Consider the following 19,321-nt stretch of genomic DNA (forward strand, 5'->3'; position numbering starts at 1 on the left):
TTCGTTGTCTGATCCACCGCTTTCGCGAGCAAGCCCGCTCCCACAATTGAATGTGTTTCAGACCATCAATCGTCGCTGATGGTGATGTTCGGCATCGCCGGCGACGCCGCTTCCTGCAACACGATCCGCGCGCCGACGTGGCGGGCCAGTTCCTGGTAAACCATCGCGATCTGGCTGTCCGGCTCGGAAATCACTGTCGGCTTGCCGCCATCGGCCTGTTCGCGGATCAGCATCGACAGCGGCAGCGACGCCAGCAGTTCGACGCCGAACTGGGTCGCCAGTTTCTCGCCCCCGCCCTCACCGAACAGATGCTCGGCGTGTCCGCAGTTCGAGCAGATGTGCACGGCCATGTTCTCCACCACGCCCAGCACCGGAATGTTGACCTTGCGGAACATCTCGACGCCCTTGCGTGCGTCGAGCAGCGCCAGATCCTGTGGCGTGGTGACGATCACGGCGCCAGCCACCGGGACTTTCTGCGCCAGGGTCAGCTGGATGTCGCCGGTGCCTGGCGGCATGTCGATGACCAGATAATCCAGGTCGCCCCAGGCGGTTTGTGTGACCAGTTGCAGCAGCGCGCCGGAGACCATCGGACCACGCCAGACCATCGGCGTGTTGTCGTCGGTCAGGAAGGCCATCGACATGACTTCCACGCCATGGGCCTGCAGCGGCACGAACCACTTCTGATCCTTGACCTGCGGGCGGGTGCCTTCGGGAATGCCGAACATGATGCCTTGGCTAGGGCCGTAGATATCGGCATCAAGGATCCCGACTTTCGCACCTTCACGGGCCAGCGCCAGCGCCAGGTTGGCAGCGGTGGTGGATTTGCCCACGCCGCCCTTGCCCGACGCGACGGCGACCACGTTCTTGACGTTGGCCAGCCCCGGAATCTGCGCCTGGGCCTTGTGCGCGGCGATCACGCTGCTGACCTCGACCTTTGCCGACACCACGCCGTCGAGGTTCTCGATGGCCAGTTGCAGCAATTGCGCCCAGCCGCTCTTGAACAGACCGGCGGCATAACCGATTTCCAGCTGCACGCTGACGCGGTCACCGGTGATTTCGATGTTGCGCACGCAACCGGCGCTGACCGGGTCCTGGTTCAGGTAGGGGTCGGTGTATTGGCTGAGGACGGCTTCCACCGCTGCGCGAGTGACGGCACTCATGGGCAACTCCGATAACAAGACTGGGAAAAGAAAGATGGCGGGTATCCTACCCCTTCTGTCCTCCGGACGGCATGCCCGGCAACGATTTGCAGGGGTGAAATATCTTTCCCGGCGCTTTATAGTGGCCGACCTCCGTTTCATCAAGTAGCGAAGCCCCACATGTCCGAACCACGCAAGATTCTCGTCACCAGCGCCCTGCCCTACGCCAACGGTTCGATCCACCTTGGCCATATGCTGGAATACATCCAGACCGATATGTGGGTGCGCTTCCAGAAGCATCGCGGCAATCAGTGCATCTATGTCTGCGCCGACGACGCCCACGGTTCGGCGATCATGCTGCGCGCGGAAAAGGAAGGCATCACCCCGGAACAACTGATCGCCAACGTGCAGGCTGAACACAGCGCCGACTTTGCCGAGTTCCTGGTCAACTTCGACAACTTCCACTCCACTCACGCCGAAGAAAACCGTGAGCTGTCGAGCCAGATCTACCTGAAGCTGCGTGATGCCGGGCACATCGCCCAACGTTCGATCACCCAGTATTTCGACCCGGAAAAGAAAATGTTCCTGGCCGACCGCTTCATCAAGGGCACCTGCCCGAAATGCGGCACCGAAGACCAGTACGGCGACAACTGCGAAAAATGCGGTGCGACCTACGCGCCGACCGACCTGAAGGATCCGAAGTCGGCAATCTCCGGCGCCACCCCGGTGCTCAAGGATTCCCAGCACTTCTTCTTCAAGTTGCCGGACTTCCAGCAGATGCTGCAGACCTGGACCCGCAGCGGCACCCTGCAGGACGCCGTGGCCAACAAGATCGCCGAATGGCTGGACGCCGGCCTGCAACAGTGGGACATCTCCCGCGATGCGCCGTACTTCGGCTTCGAGATCCCGGGCGAGCCGGGCAAGTATTTCTACGTGTGGCTGGACGCACCGATCGGCTACATGGCCAGCTTCAAGAACCTGTGCAACCGCACGCCGGAGCTGGACTTCGACGCGTTCTGGGGCAAGGACTCCACCGCCGAGCTGTACCACTTCATCGGCAAGGACATCGTCAACTTCCACGCCCTGTTCTGGCCGGCGATGCTCGAAGGTGCGGGTTTCCGCAAGCCGACCGGGATCAACGTGCACGGCTACCTGACCGTCAACGGTCAGAAGATGTCCAAGTCCCGCGGCACCTTCATCAAGGCCCGTACCTACCTGGATCACCTGTCGCCGGAATACCTGCGCTACTACTACGCGGCCAAACTGGGCCGTGGCGTGGACGACCTCGACCTGAACCTCGAAGACTTCGTGCAGAAGGTCAACTCCGATCTGGTCGGCAAAGTCGTCAACATCGCCAGCCGTTGCGCCGGTTTCATCCAGAAAGGCAACGCCGGCCTGCTGGTGAACAGCAACGCCGCACCGGAACTGACCGAAGCGTTCCTGGCCGCAGCACCGAGCATCGCCGACGCCTATGAGGCCCGCGACTTTGCCCGTGCCATGCGCGAAACCATGGCCCTGGCCGACCGCGCCAACGCCTGGATCGCCGACAAAGCACCGTGGTCGCTGAACAAGCAGGAAGGCAAGCAGGATGAAGTCCAGGCGGTTTGCGCCACGGCGATCAACCTGTTCCGCCAGTTGGTGATCTTCCTCAAACCGGTGTTGCCAGTACTGGCTGCCGATGCCGAGGCGTTCCTCAACGTCGCCCCGCTGACCTGGAACGACCACACCACGCTGCTGGCCAACCACCAGTTGAACGAATTCAAGCCGTTGATGACCCGCATCGACCCGGTAAAAGTACAAGCCATGACCGACGCCTCGAAAGAAGACCTTACCGCCAGCCAGACCGACACCGGCACCACCGCGCCTGCCGGCAATGGCGAACTGGCCAAGGATCCGCTGTCGCCGGAAATCGACTTCGACACCTTCGCCGCCGTCGATCTGCGCGTGGCACTGATCGTCAAGGCCGAACACGTTGAGGGCGCAGACAAGCTGCTGCGTCTGACCCTCGACATCGGTGACGAGCAACGCAACGTGTTCTCCGGGATCAAGAGCGCCTACCCGGATCCGTCGAAACTCGACGGGCGTCTGACCATGATGATCGCCAACCTCAAGCCACGGAAAATGAAATTCGGCATCTCCGAAGGCATGGTGATGGCGGCTGGCCCTGGCGGTGAAGAAATCTACCTGCTGAGCCCGGACAGCGGCGCCAAGCCGGGTCAGCGCATCAAGTAAGGTTTTGCACTGATCGATCCCACAGGCGTACCCCGTGCGCCTGTGGGATTTTTCATATCTGGCCCATCCTCCATAGCAGCCGGATAATGCCTAATCTTTAGTAACACCCGCCCGCTCTCACCGGCAGAACCATGACCGAACTCGTGCTTACGCTCTTCAGTGCTGCGCTGATCAACAACTTCGTGTTGCACTGGCCGCTGGGCGTCGATCCGCTGCTGGCCGGTGATCGCCGTCAAGTGCATGCGCTGGGGCTGGCAACGTTATGCCTGATGTTGATTGTTGGTGTGACGGGTTATGCGATCTGGCATTGGCTGCTGGTGCCGTTGCAACTGGAGTTCCTGCGGCTGTTTGTGTTTCTGCCGCTGAGCGTCCTGCTGATCACGCCGTTGCTGAAGCTGTTGGCACATTGGCGACCCACGCTGCCATTCGACGGTTTGTGGCCACTGCTGCTGGGCAATGCCGGTGTGCTGGGACTGACGCTGATCAACGCGCAAGAGGACAAAGGCCTGTTGCATGCGACAGCCCTGAGTCTTGGCGCCGGTCTGGGTTTCTGGCTGGTGTTGAGCCTGTTCAGCGATCTGCGCGAACGCACAGCCGACAACGATATTCCCCTGCCCTTTCGTGGTTTGCCGATCCTGTTGATCGGAGCCGGACTGATGGCGGTGGCTTTTCTCGGATTCAGTGGACTGATCAAAACATGAGTCTGATTCAACGCATCGACGCCTTGCTGCCGCAGACCCAATGCGGCAAGTGCGGTCATCCCGGATGCAAACCCTACGCTGAAGGCATCGCCGAAGGTGAGCCAATCAACAAGTGCCCGCCGGGCGGCGAAGAAACCATCGCGGCGCTGGCCGAACTGTTGAAAATCCCGGTGCTCGAGCTGGACATCAGCCGTGGCTCCGCGCCCCCGCAAGTGGCCTACATCCGCGAAGCCGAATGCATCGGCTGCACCAAGTGCATCCAGGCCTGCCCGATCGACGCCATCGTCGGCGCAGCAAAACTGATGCACACCGTCATCATCGACGAATGCACCGGTTGCGATCTGTGCGTGGCGCCCTGCCCGGTTGACTGCATCGAGATGCACCCGCTGCCTCTGGGCACGCTGCCGGTGGTAGGTGGCCTGGCACACAGCCTTGAAGAACAACAGGCACGCACCGCCAAGCGCGATCATGCCCGGCAACGCTTCGAACGGCGTAACGCCCGGCTGCATAGAGAAGAGCAGCAGAAGCAAGCCGAACGCGAGGCCCGTGCGCAACGTGCGGCGCAGGTTGAAGTCGCAGCCGCCACGCTCGATCCGGTGCAGGCTGCGCTGGAACGGGTACGAGCGCAAAAAGCCGCGACCGCCGACGCCGCGCTGAAAAAGGCCAAGATCGATGTGGCCATGAGCCGCGCTCAGTTGCACAAATCGCTGAAAGCCTTCGGTCATCCACCGACCTTCGAACAACAGTCGCAATTGATCGTGTTGCAGCAGCAATTCGAAGCCGCCGAGCAGGCCTTGGCGAAACTGGAAAGCAGCGCCGCACCTGCGCCGGTCGTGGCAGCCCCGGCAAAAGACGCCGACCTGAAACGGGCGAAAATCCAGCTGGCGATGCGCCGTGCCGAGCTGAAAAAAGCGCAAACCGCAGAGGCTCCGCCGGAGCAGATTGCAGCGCTGGAACAAGCCCTGCGTGAAGCCGAGCAAGCGTTGCATGACGCCGAAGCCGCGAGCGATCAACCGGTTCCCGAGCTTGTGCGCGTGGAGAAACGTCCGATCGACAACCAGCTTCGTCAGCTGAAAACCGAACTGGCCTACGCGCGCGCCGACCTGAACAAACTGCAGCGGCGTGACGGCACGCCAGCCGAAGTCCTCGACAAGGCCCGCACCCGCCTGCAAGAGGCGGAGCGGCAGGTGGAAGCCCATGTCATCCATTGAAACCAGAGACGAACGCCTGCAACAGGCAATGAAGCTGGTTTTGCTGGCGACATTGCCGGGGCTGTTGGCGTTGTTCTGGTTTTACGGTTGGGGCGTGCTGATCAACCTGATCCTGTCCGTTGCCACGGCATTGAGTGTCGAAGCCACCGTGACGCGTTTGCGCCGCCAACCGCTGCAAACCACATTGACCGATGGCAGCGCGGTGGTCAGCGCTACACTGCTGGCAATCGCCCTGCCACCTTATTGCCCGTGGTGGCTGACGGTCACGGCAATCGGCTCTGGCCTGCTATTGGGCAAACACTTGTACGGTGGCGTTGGCCGAAACCCGTTCAATCCGGCCATGCTCGGTTTTGCACTGACGATGGTGATGTTCCCGCAGCCGATGACCCATTGGCCGTCCCATGGTATGGATTTGGCGGCGACCGTGGGCCAGGTGTTCAACCTCGGCGCGGCGCCGGATGCCTGGGTCCAGGCCACAGCACTGGACAGCCTGCGGATCAACAAAAGCCTGACGATCGATGAGCTGTTTGCCAGTAATCCGGCATTCGGCCGTTTCGGCGGTCATGGCGTGGAGTGGGTGAACCTGGCGTTTCTCGCCGGTGGACTGTTTCTGCTACAGCGCAAGGTAATTGGCTGGCACGCACCGGTAGGCATGCTTGCCAGCCTGTTCTTCATCAGTTTGCTTTGCTGGAACGGTTCGGGATCCGACTCCCATGGCTCGCCGCTGTTCCATCTGTTGAGCGGCGCTACCATGGTTGGCGCCTTCTTCATCGTCACGGAGCCGGTATCCGGCGCAAAGAGCCCACTTGCCCGTTTGCTGTTTGGCGTAGGCGTCGGCCTGCTGACTTACCTGATTCGCACCTGGGGCGGTTATCCGGATGGGGTGGCATTTGCGGTGTTGCTGATGAACCTGTGCGTGCCGGCACTGGAACGCTTCGCCGCTGCCCGTCAGGCGCAGGTGATGCCATGAACCGTATAGGCAGCCTGATCACCCTGTTGCTGCTGACAACGGCAGGAATCGGCATGACTTGTCTTGTGCAACGCAGCAATGCGCCGCACATCGCCGCTGAACAGCGCCAGCTCGAAAGTCGCAAGTTGCTGGATGTACTTTCAGTCGACGCCTACGACAATCAGCCTCTGGAACAGCCTCTGGCACTGACCGACACCCACCTGAGCCACAGCGAGTTGCTGGGCGGCTATCGAGCGACCAGAGCCGGCCAACCCGTGGCGGTGCTGCTGCGCACCCGGACCGAGGGTTATGCGGGTCGCATCGAGTTGCTGATTGCCATCGATGCCAACGGCCGATTGCTCGGCGTGAAAACCTTGGAGCAAACTGAAACCCCGGCACTGGGCGGGCATATCGGTGACTGGCCAAATAGTTGGTTGCAGGTGTTTAGCGGCAAATCCAGCAGCCAACCGACGGATGCCGGATGGGCTTTGAAAAAGGATCAGGGGCAATTTGACCAGATCGCTGGCGCAACCATCACGTCCCGCGCGGCCATCAACGCCATCCACGATGCTCTGCGTTACTTCGACGACCACCGGACAACCCTGCTGGGGAGTGCGCCATGAACACGTCAACGCCCCTGTCGAACTCAATGATGCTGGTGCTGTTGATCGGCGCCACTGAATCCGTGGCCGGAGCGCTGGCGATCCTGCTGATGTTCGCCGTTGTGGTGAGTGCTTACGGTTTGTGCATGACACCACTGCGGACTCGACTGAGCTCCGGGAGCCTGTTGCCGGTCAGCCTGGTGCTGGCTGCAACGCTGGCGGGGTGCGCCGATATTCTGCTGCAGCGCGGCGCTGTGCAGTGGCAACAACTGATCAGCCTTTACGCCGGCCTGATCGGTTTGCAGTGCGTCATATTCGAACACAATGGATTCTTTCGACTGCCAGCCAGAGCACGTCTGAAACTGTGCGGTTTGTTTGCCGTACTGATGACCGTGCTGGCGGTGTTGCGTGAGTTGCTCGGTCAGGGCAGCATCGGCCATCACCTGTCGGATCACTGGCAAGGTTTGATTCTGTTCGGCGACGGTCTGCATTTCGCGACGCTGGCTCCCGGCGCCTTCATACTGCTGGGGCTGGTGCTCGCCGCCCGTCAGGCCTGGACTCGCCCTGCCGCCCTACCCGAGGAAACGCATCACCCATGAATGCCGCAAAACGTCTGGAGATCTTCCGCAGGCTTCACGAGGACAATCCCGAACCCAAGACCGAACTCGCCTACTCTTCGCCTTTCGAGTTGTTGATCGCGGTGATTCTGTCCGCACAATCGACTGACGTCGGGGTGAACAAGGCGACGGCGAAGCTTTACCCGGTAGCCAACACGCCGGCCGCCATTCATGCCTTGGGCGTCGAAGGTTTGTCCGAGTACATCAAGACCATCGGCCTCTATAACAGCAAGGCCAAAAACGTGATCGAAACCTGCCGCCTGCTGGTCGAACGCCACAATGGCGAAGTCCCGCAGACGCGCGAAGAACTGGAAGCCCTGCCCGGCGTCGGCCGCAAGACCGCCAACGTCGTGCTCAATACCGCGTTCCGGCAATTGACGATGGCGGTGGACACTCACATTTTCCGGGTCAGCAACCGCACCGGCATCGCACCTGGCAAGAACGTGGTCGAGGTTGAGAACAAACTGATGAAGTTTGTCCCCAAACAATACCTGCTCGATTCGCACCACTGGCTCATTCTTCACGGGCGCTACGTGTGCCTGGCCCGCAAGCCGCGGTGCGGCAGCTGTCGGATCGAAGACTTGTGCGAATACAAGGCCAAAACTTCGGACGATTGAGCGCCTATTAAGTTTATTGATATTGCGATTGAAAAAATCTTTTTTACGATCTGCTGGAATATCGATATAAGGAGCGCCAAAGGCAGCCTTAGCCTGGAGTTAATCTTATGAGCACCAGCAAAGAGCAAGTGGACGTAGAAGACGATTTCGTCGCAGATGCTGACGACGAACCGGTGGTTGAGGTCGCCAAGACCAATCTGAGTAAACGCCGCACCATCGATAACATGCTTGAGGAACGCCGACTGCAGAAGCAATTGGCCGATTACGACTTTGATCTCTGACATTTGAAAGCCTCCCGCAACGGAGGCTTTTTCATTTCTGCTGCAAGCTGATGCCGACCTGCCCAGGATCCCTCAGCGGCTTAAGCGGTCAGACCAGGCCATTGCGCTGTGCCAGTTCGATCAGATCCACCAGTGAACGCGCGTTGAGCTTCAACAGCAACCGTGTCTTGTAGGTGCTGACAGTCTTGTTGCTCAGAAACATGCCATCGGCAATTTCCTTGTTGGTCTTGCCCCGTGCCAGCTGCTGCAACACCATCATCTCGCGCCCGGACAGGCGATCGACCATGTCGGCTTCACTGGCATTGCCCAGGCTGGTACGTACGGTGTGCAATGCCTGATTCGGAAAATAACTGTATCCGGACAGTACAGCCTTGATAGCGCTGAGCAGCTCGGTCAGATCCTGTTGTTTGCAAACATATCCTGCCGCTCCCGACTGCATGCAGCGCATGGAAAAATGGCCCGGAGCCTGGGACGTCAACACCAACACCTTCAAAGGCATCGCACTTGTCGTAAGACGCGCAATGACTTCCAGTCCATCAAGTTTCGGTATACCGATATCCAGAATGACAATATCGGGCATCTGGTCGCGAGCCAGTTGTAATGCGTCCACTCCGTTATCCGTTTCTGCAATGACTTCGTAGCCATGACGTTCCATCAGCATACGCACCGCAAGACGAATGACGGGGTGATCATCCACGATCAGCACTTTATTCATGGGCAAGTCCAGTTTCGCTGTTCGAATTTTTAGAACCGGCACAATAACGTAGTCATTTCATCCATGGCATAGCGAAGTTCCGTTGCACCAGTAGCGAGAGACACTTCCTACAGCCAATAAAGATTTCTCCTACAGAAAAGACTCATAAATGTAGAGACTAGACATCCAGCTCGAGTGGTCACTTGAAAATCATTTGACCTGCAACACTGGCTTATCGAGAAGCGAGTCCTGAAAAGAGGAACTCGGCACGACAAAAAACCGAAACAACATACTTATATCCACCCGACCGTTTTTAATATAAATACCAGGTGTCGGGGACAAAAACATCTCCTCCCCCTTACAACAACTCAAGCGACCCAACATGACGAGAAAGATCATACTCATGAGTAAAGAATATGTTAAAGATCAACAAAAAAATCACCAACCCCATCAGTGTCATCGCCATATTCGCGTTCATCTCCGAAACGTCCGCGGCGGTGTCCCTGCCCTTCCTTGACAATGACGAACGGGAAATCTACATCTGGTTCCTGATCAGCTTTCCATTCTATTTATTGTTCCTGTTCTTCATCACCTTGAATTTCAACTACCGATCCCTTTATGCACCTTCGGACTTTGATGACGACAAGAACTTTCTGAAAGCTTTTGAAGATAACAATGTCGATTTGTCCGGAGTACCGACTGACCAACTGATTACTGGAGTTAAAACTGTAAAACTACCGAAACCACTGAGCACGCTGTGTATCATTGACATTCGGGGCATCAGCGCCGAATCAAAAATAAACACACTCCTGGAAAAAATCCCACAACCCGCCAAGCACTCGCTCAGAATATTCCTCATTTTAACGAATGATATGTCAGAGATTTTACCGAAAGAAAACATCGCTAAATCGCTCAAACGAGGAAGGAAAGCCATAGGGACGACGTATTGTATTATTTACGACGTTCACTTGCTGAACATCACTGTATTGGGAAGAGTTTAAATTGAGGCACAGAGACACGAAGTACATTAATGCAATGCACACAGTACAACAGATGAATTCGGGAACGCTGATCTACAACGATCAGGTAAACAGAAAGGTTTTGCAGCATAGCGGTCTTGTCAGAACGACAAGACCGCTATTTCACGTCTGGCCCGAAGGACTCAGAACAGCTTGCGGCCTTTGTTGGCGGCAATACGCATGCGCAGCGCATTGAGCTTGATGAAACCCGCCGCGTCAGCCTGGTTGTAGGCGCCGCCGTCTTCTTCGAAGGTCGCGATGTTGGCGTCGAACAGCGAATCGTCGGACTTGCGGCCGGTCACGATCACGTTGCCCTTGTACAGCTTCAGGCGTACAACGCCGTTCACGTTGACCTGGGAAGCGTCGATCATCTGTTGCAGCATCAGACGCTCAGGGCTCCACCAGTAGCCGGTGTAGATCAGGCTGGCGTACTTCGGCATCAACTCGTCTTTCAAGTGAGCGACTTCGCGGTCCAGAGTGATCGATTCGATGGCGCGGTGAGCACGCAGCATGATGGTGCCGCCCGGGGTTTCGTAGCAACCACGGGACTTCATGCCGACATAACGGTTCTCGACGATGTCGAGACGGCCGATACCGTGTTGACCACCGATCTTGTTCAGGGTCGCCAGTACAGTGGCCGGGGTCATTTCGACGCCGTCCAGCGCAACGATGTCGCCGTTGCGGTAGGTCAGTTCCAGGTATTGCGGGGTGTCAGGAGCCTTCTCCGGGGAGACGGTCCAGCGCCACATGTCTTCTTCGTGCTCGGTCCAGGTGTCTTCCAGCACGCCGCCCTCATAGGAGATGTGCAGCAGGTTGGCGTCCATCGAGTACGGGGATTTCTTCTTGCCGTGACGCTCGATCGGGATCGCGTGCTTCTCGGCGTAGTCCATCAGCTTCTCGCGGGACAGCAGGTCCCACTCGCGCCAAGGGGCAATCACTTTCACGCCTGGCTTGAGCGCGTAGGCACCCAGTTCGAAACGTACCTGGTCGTTACCCTTGCCGGTCGCGCCGTGGGAAATGGCATCGGCGCCGGTTTCGTTGGCGATTTCGATCAGACGCTTGGCGATCAGCGGACGTGCGATGGAAGTACCCAGCAGGTACTCGCCTTCGTAAACGGTGTTGGCACGGAACATCGGGAACACGAAGTCACGCACGAATTCTTCGCGCAGGTCGTCGATGTAGATTTCTTTGACGCCCATGGCCTGCGCCTTGGCGCGAGCCGGCTCGACCTCTTCGCCCTGACCCAGGTCAGCAGTGAAGGTCACTACTTCACAGTTATAAGTATCCTGCAGCCACTTGAGGATCACCGAAGTGTCCAGGCCGCCGGAATACGCCAGAACGACCTTGTTTACGTCCGCCATGCCATCACTCCACGGGGTTCTACGGAAAGCCGATGAGTCTACCGCTCAAACGCGATAATTTACAGAGGCGCGACAGCTTAAGACGACAAAGCGACAGAATCTGTCGAGAGGGCGACGATGACCGACAGGTCAGGAAGTCGCTGCGGCGTTGGCCGGTGTGCTGGCCTGAGGCGCAGGAGCGGTGGTCGGTGCAACCCGCGCAAGGTGCACATTGACCCGACGGTTCTTCGCCCGGTTGGCAGCACTGGTGTTCGGCACCAACGGGTAACGCTCACCATGGAAGCGCACGGTGATCTGCGATTCCTGGATGCCGTTGGCCTTGAAGAAGTCGACCACCGCCAATGCCCGCCGACGCGACAGCTCACGGTTGGTCAGGCGATTGCCGCTGTTGTCGGAGTGGCCATCGAGCTCGATATGATTGACCGTCGGATCGGCCTTCATATATTCGAGCATTACTTGCAGCTTGGCCTTGGCCGCAGCGTCCAGTTCGATGCCTTCGCCGGGGAATCCGATCTGCGATTGTTTGACCTGCTCGAAATTCTGCGGGAGCAGTTTCGCCACACAGGCCTGATAGTCGTTGAAGGCCTTGCTGAACTTGACCGGCAACAGACGCACTTCCGACACACGGCCATCGCCCGATGCATGGCGAACCACGGGGCTGCGTCCGTCCATCAGGCCGCTGATCAGTTGTCCGGCCTGCGCCTGAGAGCTGTTGAACAGGATATTGCCACTGCCGATCCTGACCGTGCCCAGGTTGATATCGCCACGGCCTGGCTGCCAAGGCGCCGCAGCCGCCATCAAGGTCGCCGAACCACCGCCGAGCATGGCGTTGTAGGCGTTCAGACGGAATGTCGCCTGCTCCCCGGCCTTGCGCACGAACTGGCCCGAGCCGAAATCGGTGATCGGCTGCGTCAGGCGGCATTCGAACTTGTCGCCCTCGACCGTCCACTCAATGTTCTCCAGACGGGTCTGGTAGGTCAGCGCCATCGCCGGAAGGCTGGCAAACACACTGAGCAAGGCTAAATAACGCTGGCGCACGGGAGGCTCCATTGGCTTCTACAACAAAAAGACCGATACATACATGTTTACGGCATACCTATGGGATATCGGACGCTCGTCGCAAAACTTGATAGCGAGTGCCTGCAAGAGTCTTTTCCGGTAGCATTCGCCTCAGTTTGACCCGCCTGGAATCCCCTCATGTCCGACCGCCTGACCCTGCTGCGTCCCGACGACTGGCACATTCATCTTCGCGATGGTGCCGTGTTGACCAATACCGTTGCAGATGTTGCGCGCACCTTTGGTCGCGCCATCATCATGCCCAACCTGGTACCTCCGGTGCGCAACGCCGCTGAAGCCGACGGCTATCGCCAGCGGATTCTCGCTGCCCGCCCGGCCGGCAGTCGTTTCGAGCCGTTGATGGTGCTGTACCTCACTGACCGTACCCAACCCGAAGAAATTCGTGAAGCCAAGGCCAGCGGTTTTGTCCACGCGGCCAAGTTGTACCCGGCCGGCGCCACCACCAACTCCGATTCCGGGGTCACCAGCATCGACAAGATTTTCCCGGCGCTGGAAGCCATGGCCGAAGTCGGTATGCCGCTGCTGATCCACGGTGAAGTCACCCGTGGCGACGTCGACGTGTTCGACCGCGAGAAAATCTTCATCGACGAGCACATGCGCCGCGTGGTCGAGCGTTTCCCGACGCTCAAGGTCGTGTTCGAACACATCACCACCGGCGATGCCGTGCAGTTCGTCAACGAGGCATCGGCCAACGTTGGCGCGACCATCACCGCGCATCACCTGCTGTACAACCGCAACCACATGCTGGTGGGCGGGATCCGGCCGCACTTCTACTGCCTGCCGATCCTCAAGCGCAACACTCACCAGGAAGCCCTGCTCGACGCCGCCACCAGCGGCAGCGCGAAGTTCTTCCTCGGCACCGACTCGGCACCGCACGCCCAGCACGCCAAGGAAGCCGCCTGCGGCTGCGCCGGCTGCTACACCGCGTACGCCGCCATCGAGTTGTATGCCGAAGCCTTTGAACAGCGCAATGCGCTGGACAAGCTCGAAGCGTTCGCCAGCCTCAACGGCCCGCGTTTCTATGGCCTGCCGGCGAATACAGATCGCATTACTCTGGTTCGTGAAGAATGGACCGCCCCGACCAGCCTGCCTTTCGGCGAGCTGACCGTTATCCCGCTGCGCGCCGGTGAAAAACTGCGCTGGCGCCTGCTGGAGGAACACGCGTGAGTGAAGACCATTTCGACGACGAACTGGACGGTCAAGGTGGCGGCGGTTCCCGTCACCCGATGGCAGCACGCTTTCGCGGCTACCTGCCGGTTGTCGTCGACGTAGAGACCGGTGGTTTCAACTCGGCCACCGACGCACTGCTGGAGATTGCCGCGACCACCATCGCCATGGATGAAAAAGGTTTCGTCTACCCGGACCACACCTACTTCTTCCGTGTCGAGCCGTTCGAAGGCGCCAACATCGAAGCGGCTGCGCTGGAGTTCACCGGAATCAAACTCGATCACCCGTTGCGCATGGCGGTCAGCGAAGAGACGGCCCTGACCGATATCTTCCGTGGCGTGCGCAAGGCCTTGAAGGCCAACGGTTGCAAGCGGGCGATCCTGGTCGGCCACAACAGCAGCTTCGACCTGGGCTTCCTCAATGCTGCCGTCGCGCGGCTGGACATGAAGCGCAATCCGTTCCACCCGTTCTCAAGCTTCGACACTGCGACCCTCGCGGGTCTGGCCTACGGTCAAACCGTATTGGCCAAGGCCTGTCAGGCAGCAGACATCGACTTCGATGGCCGTGAAGCGCACTCCGCGCGTTACGACACCGAGAAGACGGCCGAGCTGTTCTGCGGCATCGTCAACCGCTGGAAACAGATGGGCGGCTGGGAAGACTTCGACGACTGATGGTCGCCGGATTAAATCCCGCGCATGAAAAAACCGGCTCAAGAGCCGGTTTTTTTGTACCTCGACGTTGCGCCTTACAGGGCAGCAGCGTTCTCGGTCAGGTAAGCCGCAACGCCTTCTGGCGAAGCGTTCATGCCCTTGTCGCCTTTTTTCCAGTTGGCAGGGCAGACTTCGCCGTGCTCTTCGTGGAATTGCAGAGCGTCGACCAGACGGATCAGCTCTTCCATGTTACGGCCCAGCGGCAGGTCGTTGATGATCTGCGAGCGGACAACGCCTTTGTCGTCGATCAGGAACGCGCCACGGAAAGCCACGCCGCCTTCGGACTCAACGTCGTAGGCCTTGGCGATTTCGTGCTTCATGTCGGCAGCCATGGTGTATTTCACCTGGCCGATGCCGCCATTGTTGACCGGGGTGTTGCGCCAGGCGTTGTGGGTGAAGTGCGAGTCGATCGAAACGGCGACCACTTCAACGTTGCGTGCCTTGAAGTCGGCCATGCGGTTGTCCAGAGCGATCAGCTCGGACGGGCAGACAAAGGTGAAGTCCAGCGGGTAGAAGAACACCAGGCCGTATTTGCCTTTGATGGCCGAGGACAGGGTGAAGCTGTCAACGATCTCGCCATTGCCGAGTACGGCCGGGACGGTGAAGTCAGGGGCTTGTTTGCCTACGAGTACGCTCATTGATATCTCCTGGTGTAGAAACTTGAAGTTCAGGGTTCGCGCCAGCCTGCCACCCTCAGGCGACAGCCCTGTGACACAAACCCCCTTCGCAAGGGCCGACCATCATACACTGCGTTTTTCGACTGTCCTTAACGGTTTTTCGCGAAATCCCGGCTGGCATTCAGCCATGCACCACCGTTCGTCAGCCACAGCCGTTCGCGATGAAAACCGTTGGGAAAGCACTTTGACAATCATTCTCGTTAACATTAAGATCCATCGCAATTGAGCCACAACCAGCGACGGTTCTCACTTATGTATGTTTGCCTCTGCACTGGCGTCACCGACGGACAGATCCGCGAAGCGATCTATGAAGGTTGCTGCAGCTATAAAGAAGTCCGTCAGGCCACCGGCGTAGCCAGCCAATGCGGCAAATGTGCCTGCCTCGCGAAAGAAGTGGTACGCGAAACCCTGACCAAGCTGCAAACCGCCCAGGCCGCGATTCCCTACCCTGCAGAATTTACTGCCGCCTGATTGCACCCATTTCGAAGAACCGGACTTAAGTCCGGTTTTTTTATGCCTGAAAATCAATTGCTTAGCGACTAGACGCGGAACACAAACATTCTTATTCCGATTAATTTTCATATATTATTCAATAACTTAGGTTTGACACTTATAAATACCAAGCTCAAACTCCGCCTTATATACCGCTACTTAGGGCAGGACTCCCATCATGAAAGGCGACGTAACAGTCATCCAGCATCTCAACAAGATCCTTGCCAATGAGCTGGTCGCGATCAATCAGTACTTCCTGCATGCGCGCATGTATGAAGATTGGGGCCTGAACAAGCTCGGCAAGCACGAGTACAAAGAATCCATCGACGAGATGAAGCACGCGGACAAGCTGATCAAGCGCATCCTGTTCCTCGAAGGCCTGCCGAACGTGCAGGACCTGGGCAAGCTGCACATTGGCGAGCACACCAAGGAAATGCTGGAGTGCGACCTGCGTATCGAGAAGACCGGCCACGCGGATCTGAAGGCAGCCATCGCTCACTGCGAATCGGTTGGCGACTTCGGCAGCCGCGAACTGCTCGAAGACATTCTCGAATCCGAAGAAGAACACATCGATTGGCTGGAAACCCAACTGGGCCTGATCGATAAAGTCGGTCTTGAGAACTATCTGCAATCGCAGATGGGCGAAGACGAGTAATCAGCAAGCGCTGAACTCTAGACACTAAAAAGCCCCGCCCTCTTTCGAGAGGCGGGGCTTTTTATTGCCCGGACTTCAGACTCGCCGAAATCCGGGCTGAAACCAGTCAGGCTTCGGACTTGGCCGCAGCAGCCTTGGCGGATGCTTCCTTGACCAGAGTCTGCAGCTCACCGTTGGCGAACATTTCAGCCATGATGTCGCTGCCGCCGACCAGTTCACCGGCTACCCACAGCTGCGGGAAAGTCGGCCAGTTGGCGTACTTCGGCAGGTTGGCACGGATTTCCGGGTTCTGCAGGATGTCGACGTAGGCGAACTTCTCGCCACAGCCCATCACAGCCTGCGCAGCTTTCGCGGAGAAGCCACACTGCGGGGCATTCGGCGAGCCTTTCATGTAAAGCAGAATGGTGTTGTTGGCAATCTGCTCTTTAATCGTTTCGATGATATCCATGGAGCACCTCGGCTGAACTTTCCGACTCATGGGTCGGCACGGTGGCGCATTGTAACGGAATCCCGAGCGCCCTGCTCGGTCTCCCCGACAGACTTGCTCAAGCCGCCGCCACGGTCACCGGTACGCCATTGAGCGCCGCATTGCCCGACAACTCGTCGAGCTGACACTCATCGGTCAGATCGTTGGCGCTGGAACCCGGCTGGCCGCTGGCAATCGACATCCGCACGCCCGGGCGCGCATGGCCCCAACCGTGCGGCAGGCTGACCACGCCCGGCATCATGTCCGCACTGCCCAACACTTCGACCTCGATCTGCCCGACCCGGGAGCTGACGCGCACAAGCTGACCATCAGTGAGCCCGCGACTGGCGAGATCGTCCGGGTTCATCAACAACTGATGACGCGGCTTGCCCTTCACCAATCGATGATAGTTGTGCATCCACGAATTGTTGCTGCGCACATGGCGCCGGCCGATCATCAACAACTCATCGGCGGCCGGTGCCTGCAAGGCAGAAAAGCGCGCCAGGTCGGCCAGAATTTCCGGTGGTGCAGCCTGTACTCGTTGATTGGAAGTCTTCAATCGCGGTGCCAGGTTGGGCTTCAGCGCCCCCAGATCAACGCCGTGCGGATGGTCGAACAGCGCTGCCAGCGACAGCTTGTGCTCCGATGCATCGCCATACAGCCCCATGCGCAGGCCCATGTCGATCATCTTCGCCGGCGGCATCGTCGGTTTCAATTCCTTGTCGGTCTTCGCCGCAAACGCCTTGGCCAGGCCGACGAAGATCTCCCAGTCATGCAGCGCGCCCTCGGGCTTGGCGAGAATCGCCCGGTTGAAACGGGTGACGTTGCGTACTGCGAACAGATTGAACGTGGTGTCGTAGTGATCATTCTCCAGCGCCGAGGTGGACGGCAGGATCAGGTCGGCATAGCGCGTGGTTTCGTTGATATACAGGTCAACGCTGACCATGAACTCCAACCCGTCGAGCGCCTGCTCCAGTTGCCGGCCATTGGGTGTGGACAGCACCGGATTACCGGCCACGGTGATCAGCGCGCGAATCTGGCCCTCTCCTTCCGTGAGCATTTCTTCGGCCAGCGCCGAGACCGGCAGTTCGCCGCCGTATTCCGGACGACCCGAGACACGGCTTTGCCATTTATTGAAGTGCCCGCCAGAAGTGGAAGCCACCAAGTCCACCGCCGGCTCGGTGCACAGCGCACCGCCAACGCGATCGAGGTTGCCGGTCACCAGATTGATCAGTTGCACGACCCAATGGCACAGCGTGCCGAAAGCCTGGGTGGAAACACCCATCCGCCCGTAGCAGACGGCGCTAGGCGCAGCGGCGAAATCCCGGGCCAATTGGCGGATCTGCTCGGCGGGAACCGCGCACAACGGGCTCATGGCTTCGGCCGTGAAAGCCGCCACTGCAGCGCGCACGTCATCCAGACCGTCCACCGGCAGATGGCTGTCCGAGGCCAGCCCCTCGCTGAACAGCGTGTTGAGCACACCAAACAGCAGCGCCGCATCGCCACCAGGGCGCACAAACAGGTGCTGGTCGGCCATCGCCGCCGTCTCGCTGCGCCGCGGATCGACCACCACCACTTTGCCGCCTCGGGCCTGAATCGCCTTCAGACGTTTTTCCACATCCGGCACGGTCATGATGCTGCCGTTGGACGCCAGCGGGTTGCCGCCCAGAATCAGCATGAAGTCGGTGTGATCGATGTCCGGGATCGGCAGCAGCAAGCCGTGGCCGTACATCAAGTAGCTGGTCAGGTGATGGGGCAACTGGTCGACCGAGGTCGCCGAGTATCGATTACGGGTTTTCAACAAACCCAGAAAGTAGTTGCTGTGGGTCATCAGCCCGTAATTGTGAACGCTTGGATTGCCCTGATACACGGCAACCGAGTTCTGCCCATGACGTGCTTGAATGGCCGACAGTTTTTCAGCCACCAGCTCAAAGGCCTCTTCCCACTCGATCGGCAACCATTCACTGCCAACCCGGCGCATGGGCTGGCGCAGGCGATCCGGATCGTTCTGGATGTCTTGCAGCGCCACGGCTTTGGGGCAGATGTGCCCGCGACTGAACGTATCCAGTGCGTCCCCCTTGATCGAGGTAATCTGCACCTGGCCTTCGGTTTCAGTGGTTTCGATGCTCAAGCCGCAGATGGCTTCGCACAGGTGGCACGCACGGTGATGGAGAGTCTTGGTCATGGCCAGTCTCTGTCTTGTTCTGGGCAGGCAATAACGCCTGCGGGAACAAAACTATGGCGCCTGACCGGGCGCTGCGCCAGCGACGTTCGTCTTGTGAATCGGTGACCATCAGGCGAGCCGATAGCCCTTCATCGCGATCAGTTGGAAGGCAACTGGGGCGGCGCTGCCAGCTGGATTTCCTGGATGGTTTCGATCTGCTCGTGGGCGACATGCACCCCGGTGAGTTCGCCGATCAGCCGCCAATGCTCGTCGAGCCCGGTGCTGATGGTGGCCATGCGATCGATCATGTGGCGGCCGGCCGTCTTGACCACTTCGTCTTCGCTGCGCAGCAATTCGAAGGACAATGAGGTGATCGACGCCGTCAGATGTGTCAGTGAGCGTGCCGTGTGGCCCAGTAATTCCATTAACAGTTTTTCTTTCGATTCCATGCGGAGGCTTCCTGCGTCGCTCGTCAGTTATTTATAACCCA

General features: G+C 58.8%; 20 protein-coding genes and 1 pseudogene. 13 read left to right on the forward strand and 8 right to left on the reverse strand.

Going from position 1 to position 19,321, the window contains the following annotated elements:
* Window positions 1-65 precede the first annotated feature (65 nt).
* Window positions 66-1,160 carry an iron-sulfur cluster carrier protein ApbC gene (gene apbC / locus ACW9HX_RS12415; RefSeq protein ID WP_457380844.1) on the reverse strand — a complete coding sequence of 365 codons (1,095 nt, stop codon included), beginning with the start codon at window positions 1,158-1,160 and terminating at the stop codon, window positions 66-68.
* A 159-nt stretch (window positions 1,161-1,319) separates the two neighbouring features.
* Between apbC and metG the strand changes: the two genes are divergently transcribed.
* From metG to ACW9HX_RS12455, 8 genes and pseudogenes are all read left to right on the forward strand, one after another.
* The gene (metG, locus tag ACW9HX_RS12420; protein ID WP_457380845.1) at window positions 1,320-3,371 is read left to right on the forward strand and encodes a methionine--tRNA ligase; all 2,052 of its coding nucleotides are present in this window, start codon (window positions 1,320-1,322) and stop codon (window positions 3,369-3,371) included.
* A gap of 131 nt (window positions 3,372-3,502) precedes the next feature.
* Window positions 3,503-4,072 (forward strand): electron transport complex protein RnfA, encoded by a 570-nt coding sequence (locus tag ACW9HX_RS12425; RefSeq protein ID WP_457380846.1) that lies wholly within the window; start codon window positions 3,503-3,505, stop codon window positions 4,070-4,072.
* A 17-nt stretch (window positions 4,073-4,089) separates the two neighbouring features.
* Window positions 4,090-4,464: pseudogene (gene rsxB, locus ACW9HX_RS12430) on the forward strand (electron transport complex subunit RsxB); the annotation flags it as partial.
* Between the two features lie 805 nt (window positions 4,465-5,269).
* Window positions 5,270-6,253, forward strand: a complete 984-nt coding sequence (locus tag ACW9HX_RS12435) for an RnfABCDGE type electron transport complex subunit D (RefSeq protein ID WP_457380847.1) — start codon at window positions 5,270-5,272, stop codon at window positions 6,251-6,253.
* Entirely contained in the window at window positions 6,250-6,855 is a 606-nt protein-coding gene (locus ACW9HX_RS12440) for an RnfABCDGE type electron transport complex subunit G (protein ID WP_457380848.1), read from the forward strand. Before ACW9HX_RS12435 ends, ACW9HX_RS12440 begins: the two co-directional genes overlap by 4 nt.
* Window positions 6,852-7,433 carry an Rnf-Nqr domain containing protein gene (locus ACW9HX_RS12445; RefSeq protein ID WP_457380849.1) on the forward strand — a complete coding sequence of 194 codons (582 nt, stop codon included), beginning with the start codon at window positions 6,852-6,854 and terminating at the stop codon, window positions 7,431-7,433. The genes ACW9HX_RS12440 and ACW9HX_RS12445 overlap by 4 nt, the downstream gene beginning before the upstream one ends.
* Window positions 7,430-8,068, forward strand: coding sequence for an endonuclease III (gene nth, locus ACW9HX_RS12450; RefSeq protein WP_457380850.1), 639 nt, complete (start codon window positions 7,430-7,432; stop codon window positions 8,066-8,068). Before ACW9HX_RS12445 ends, nth begins: the two co-directional genes overlap by 4 nt.
* Before the next feature lie 107 nt (window positions 8,069-8,175).
* Window positions 8,176-8,349, forward strand: a complete 174-nt coding sequence (locus ACW9HX_RS12455; RefSeq protein ID WP_167443787.1) for a PA3496 family putative envelope integrity protein — start codon at window positions 8,176-8,178, stop codon at window positions 8,347-8,349.
* 88 nt (window positions 8,350-8,437) lie between these two features.
* Here the strand turns inward: ACW9HX_RS12455 and ACW9HX_RS12460 are convergent, their stop codons facing one another.
* Window positions 8,438-9,064: a response regulator transcription factor gene (locus tag ACW9HX_RS12460; RefSeq protein WP_085730184.1), complete on the reverse strand. Its 627-nt coding sequence runs from the start codon at window positions 9,062-9,064 to the stop codon at window positions 8,438-8,440.
* Between the two features lie 395 nt (window positions 9,065-9,459).
* On the opposite strand from ACW9HX_RS12460, the gene ACW9HX_RS12465 reads away from it, so the two are divergent.
* Window positions 9,460-10,044: a hypothetical protein gene (locus ACW9HX_RS12465; protein WP_457380851.1), complete on the forward strand. Its 585-nt coding sequence runs from the start codon at window positions 9,460-9,462 to the stop codon at window positions 10,042-10,044.
* Between the two features lie 161 nt (window positions 10,045-10,205).
* Here ACW9HX_RS12465 and ACW9HX_RS12470 read toward each other — a convergent pair whose 3' ends face one another.
* Both ACW9HX_RS12470 and ACW9HX_RS12475 read right to left on the reverse strand, forming a co-directional pair.
* Window positions 10,206-11,423, reverse strand: a complete 1,218-nt coding sequence (locus ACW9HX_RS12470; protein WP_007963976.1) for an argininosuccinate synthase — start codon at window positions 11,421-11,423, stop codon at window positions 10,206-10,208.
* A gap of 129 nt (window positions 11,424-11,552) precedes the next feature.
* Entirely contained in the window at window positions 11,553-12,461 is a 909-nt protein-coding gene (locus tag ACW9HX_RS12475) for a flagellar protein MotY (protein ID WP_457380852.1), read from the reverse strand.
* 159 nt (window positions 12,462-12,620) lie between these two features.
* Between ACW9HX_RS12475 and pyrC the strand changes: the two genes are divergently transcribed.
* Together pyrC and rnt are read left to right on the forward strand one after the other, a co-directional pair.
* Window positions 12,621-13,667, forward strand: coding sequence for a dihydroorotase (gene pyrC / locus ACW9HX_RS12480; protein WP_095190451.1), 1,047 nt, complete (start codon window positions 12,621-12,623; stop codon window positions 13,665-13,667).
* The gene (rnt, locus tag ACW9HX_RS12485; protein ID WP_085709496.1) at window positions 13,664-14,338 is read left to right on the forward strand and encodes a ribonuclease T; all 675 of its coding nucleotides are present in this window, start codon (window positions 13,664-13,666) and stop codon (window positions 14,336-14,338) included. Before pyrC ends, rnt begins: the two co-directional genes overlap by 4 nt.
* A gap of 74 nt (window positions 14,339-14,412) precedes the next feature.
* Here the strand turns inward: rnt and ACW9HX_RS12490 are convergent, their stop codons facing one another.
* Window positions 14,413-15,015 carry a peroxiredoxin gene (locus ACW9HX_RS12490; RefSeq protein WP_007963972.1) on the reverse strand — a complete coding sequence of 201 codons (603 nt, stop codon included), beginning with the start codon at window positions 15,013-15,015 and terminating at the stop codon, window positions 14,413-14,415.
* A gap of 291 nt (window positions 15,016-15,306) precedes the next feature.
* Between ACW9HX_RS12490 and ACW9HX_RS12495 the strand changes: the two genes are divergently transcribed.
* Both ACW9HX_RS12495 and bfr read left to right on the forward strand, forming a co-directional pair.
* Complete coding sequence (locus ACW9HX_RS12495) at window positions 15,307-15,525, forward strand: bacterioferritin-associated ferredoxin (protein WP_007953193.1); 219 nt, start codon at window positions 15,307-15,309, stop codon at window positions 15,523-15,525.
* Window positions 15,526-15,724: 199 nt separating this feature from the next.
* Entirely contained in the window at window positions 15,725-16,201 is a 477-nt protein-coding gene (gene bfr / locus ACW9HX_RS12500; RefSeq protein WP_085606754.1) for a bacterioferritin, read from the forward strand.
* A 106-nt stretch (window positions 16,202-16,307) separates the two neighbouring features.
* Here bfr and grxD read toward each other — a convergent pair whose 3' ends face one another.
* The 3 genes from grxD to ACW9HX_RS12515 all read right to left on the reverse strand — a co-directional run bounded on the left by grxD (window position 16,308) and on the right by ACW9HX_RS12515 (window position 19,280).
* Complete coding sequence (grxD, locus tag ACW9HX_RS12505; RefSeq protein ID WP_039765841.1) at window positions 16,308-16,649, reverse strand: Grx4 family monothiol glutaredoxin; 342 nt, start codon at window positions 16,647-16,649, stop codon at window positions 16,308-16,310.
* 97 nt (window positions 16,650-16,746) lie between these two features.
* Window positions 16,747-18,852 carry a molybdopterin oxidoreductase family protein gene (locus tag ACW9HX_RS12510; protein WP_457380853.1) on the reverse strand — a complete coding sequence of 702 codons (2,106 nt, stop codon included), beginning with the start codon at window positions 18,850-18,852 and terminating at the stop codon, window positions 16,747-16,749.
* 137 nt (window positions 18,853-18,989) lie between these two features.
* Window positions 18,990-19,280: a hypothetical protein gene (locus ACW9HX_RS12515; RefSeq protein ID WP_457380854.1), complete on the reverse strand. Its 291-nt coding sequence runs from the start codon at window positions 19,278-19,280 to the stop codon at window positions 18,990-18,992.
* Window positions 19,281-19,321: the final 41 nt, after the last annotated feature.

The sequence above is a fragment of the Pseudomonas sp. SDO52101_S400 genome, assembly GCF_054071635.1.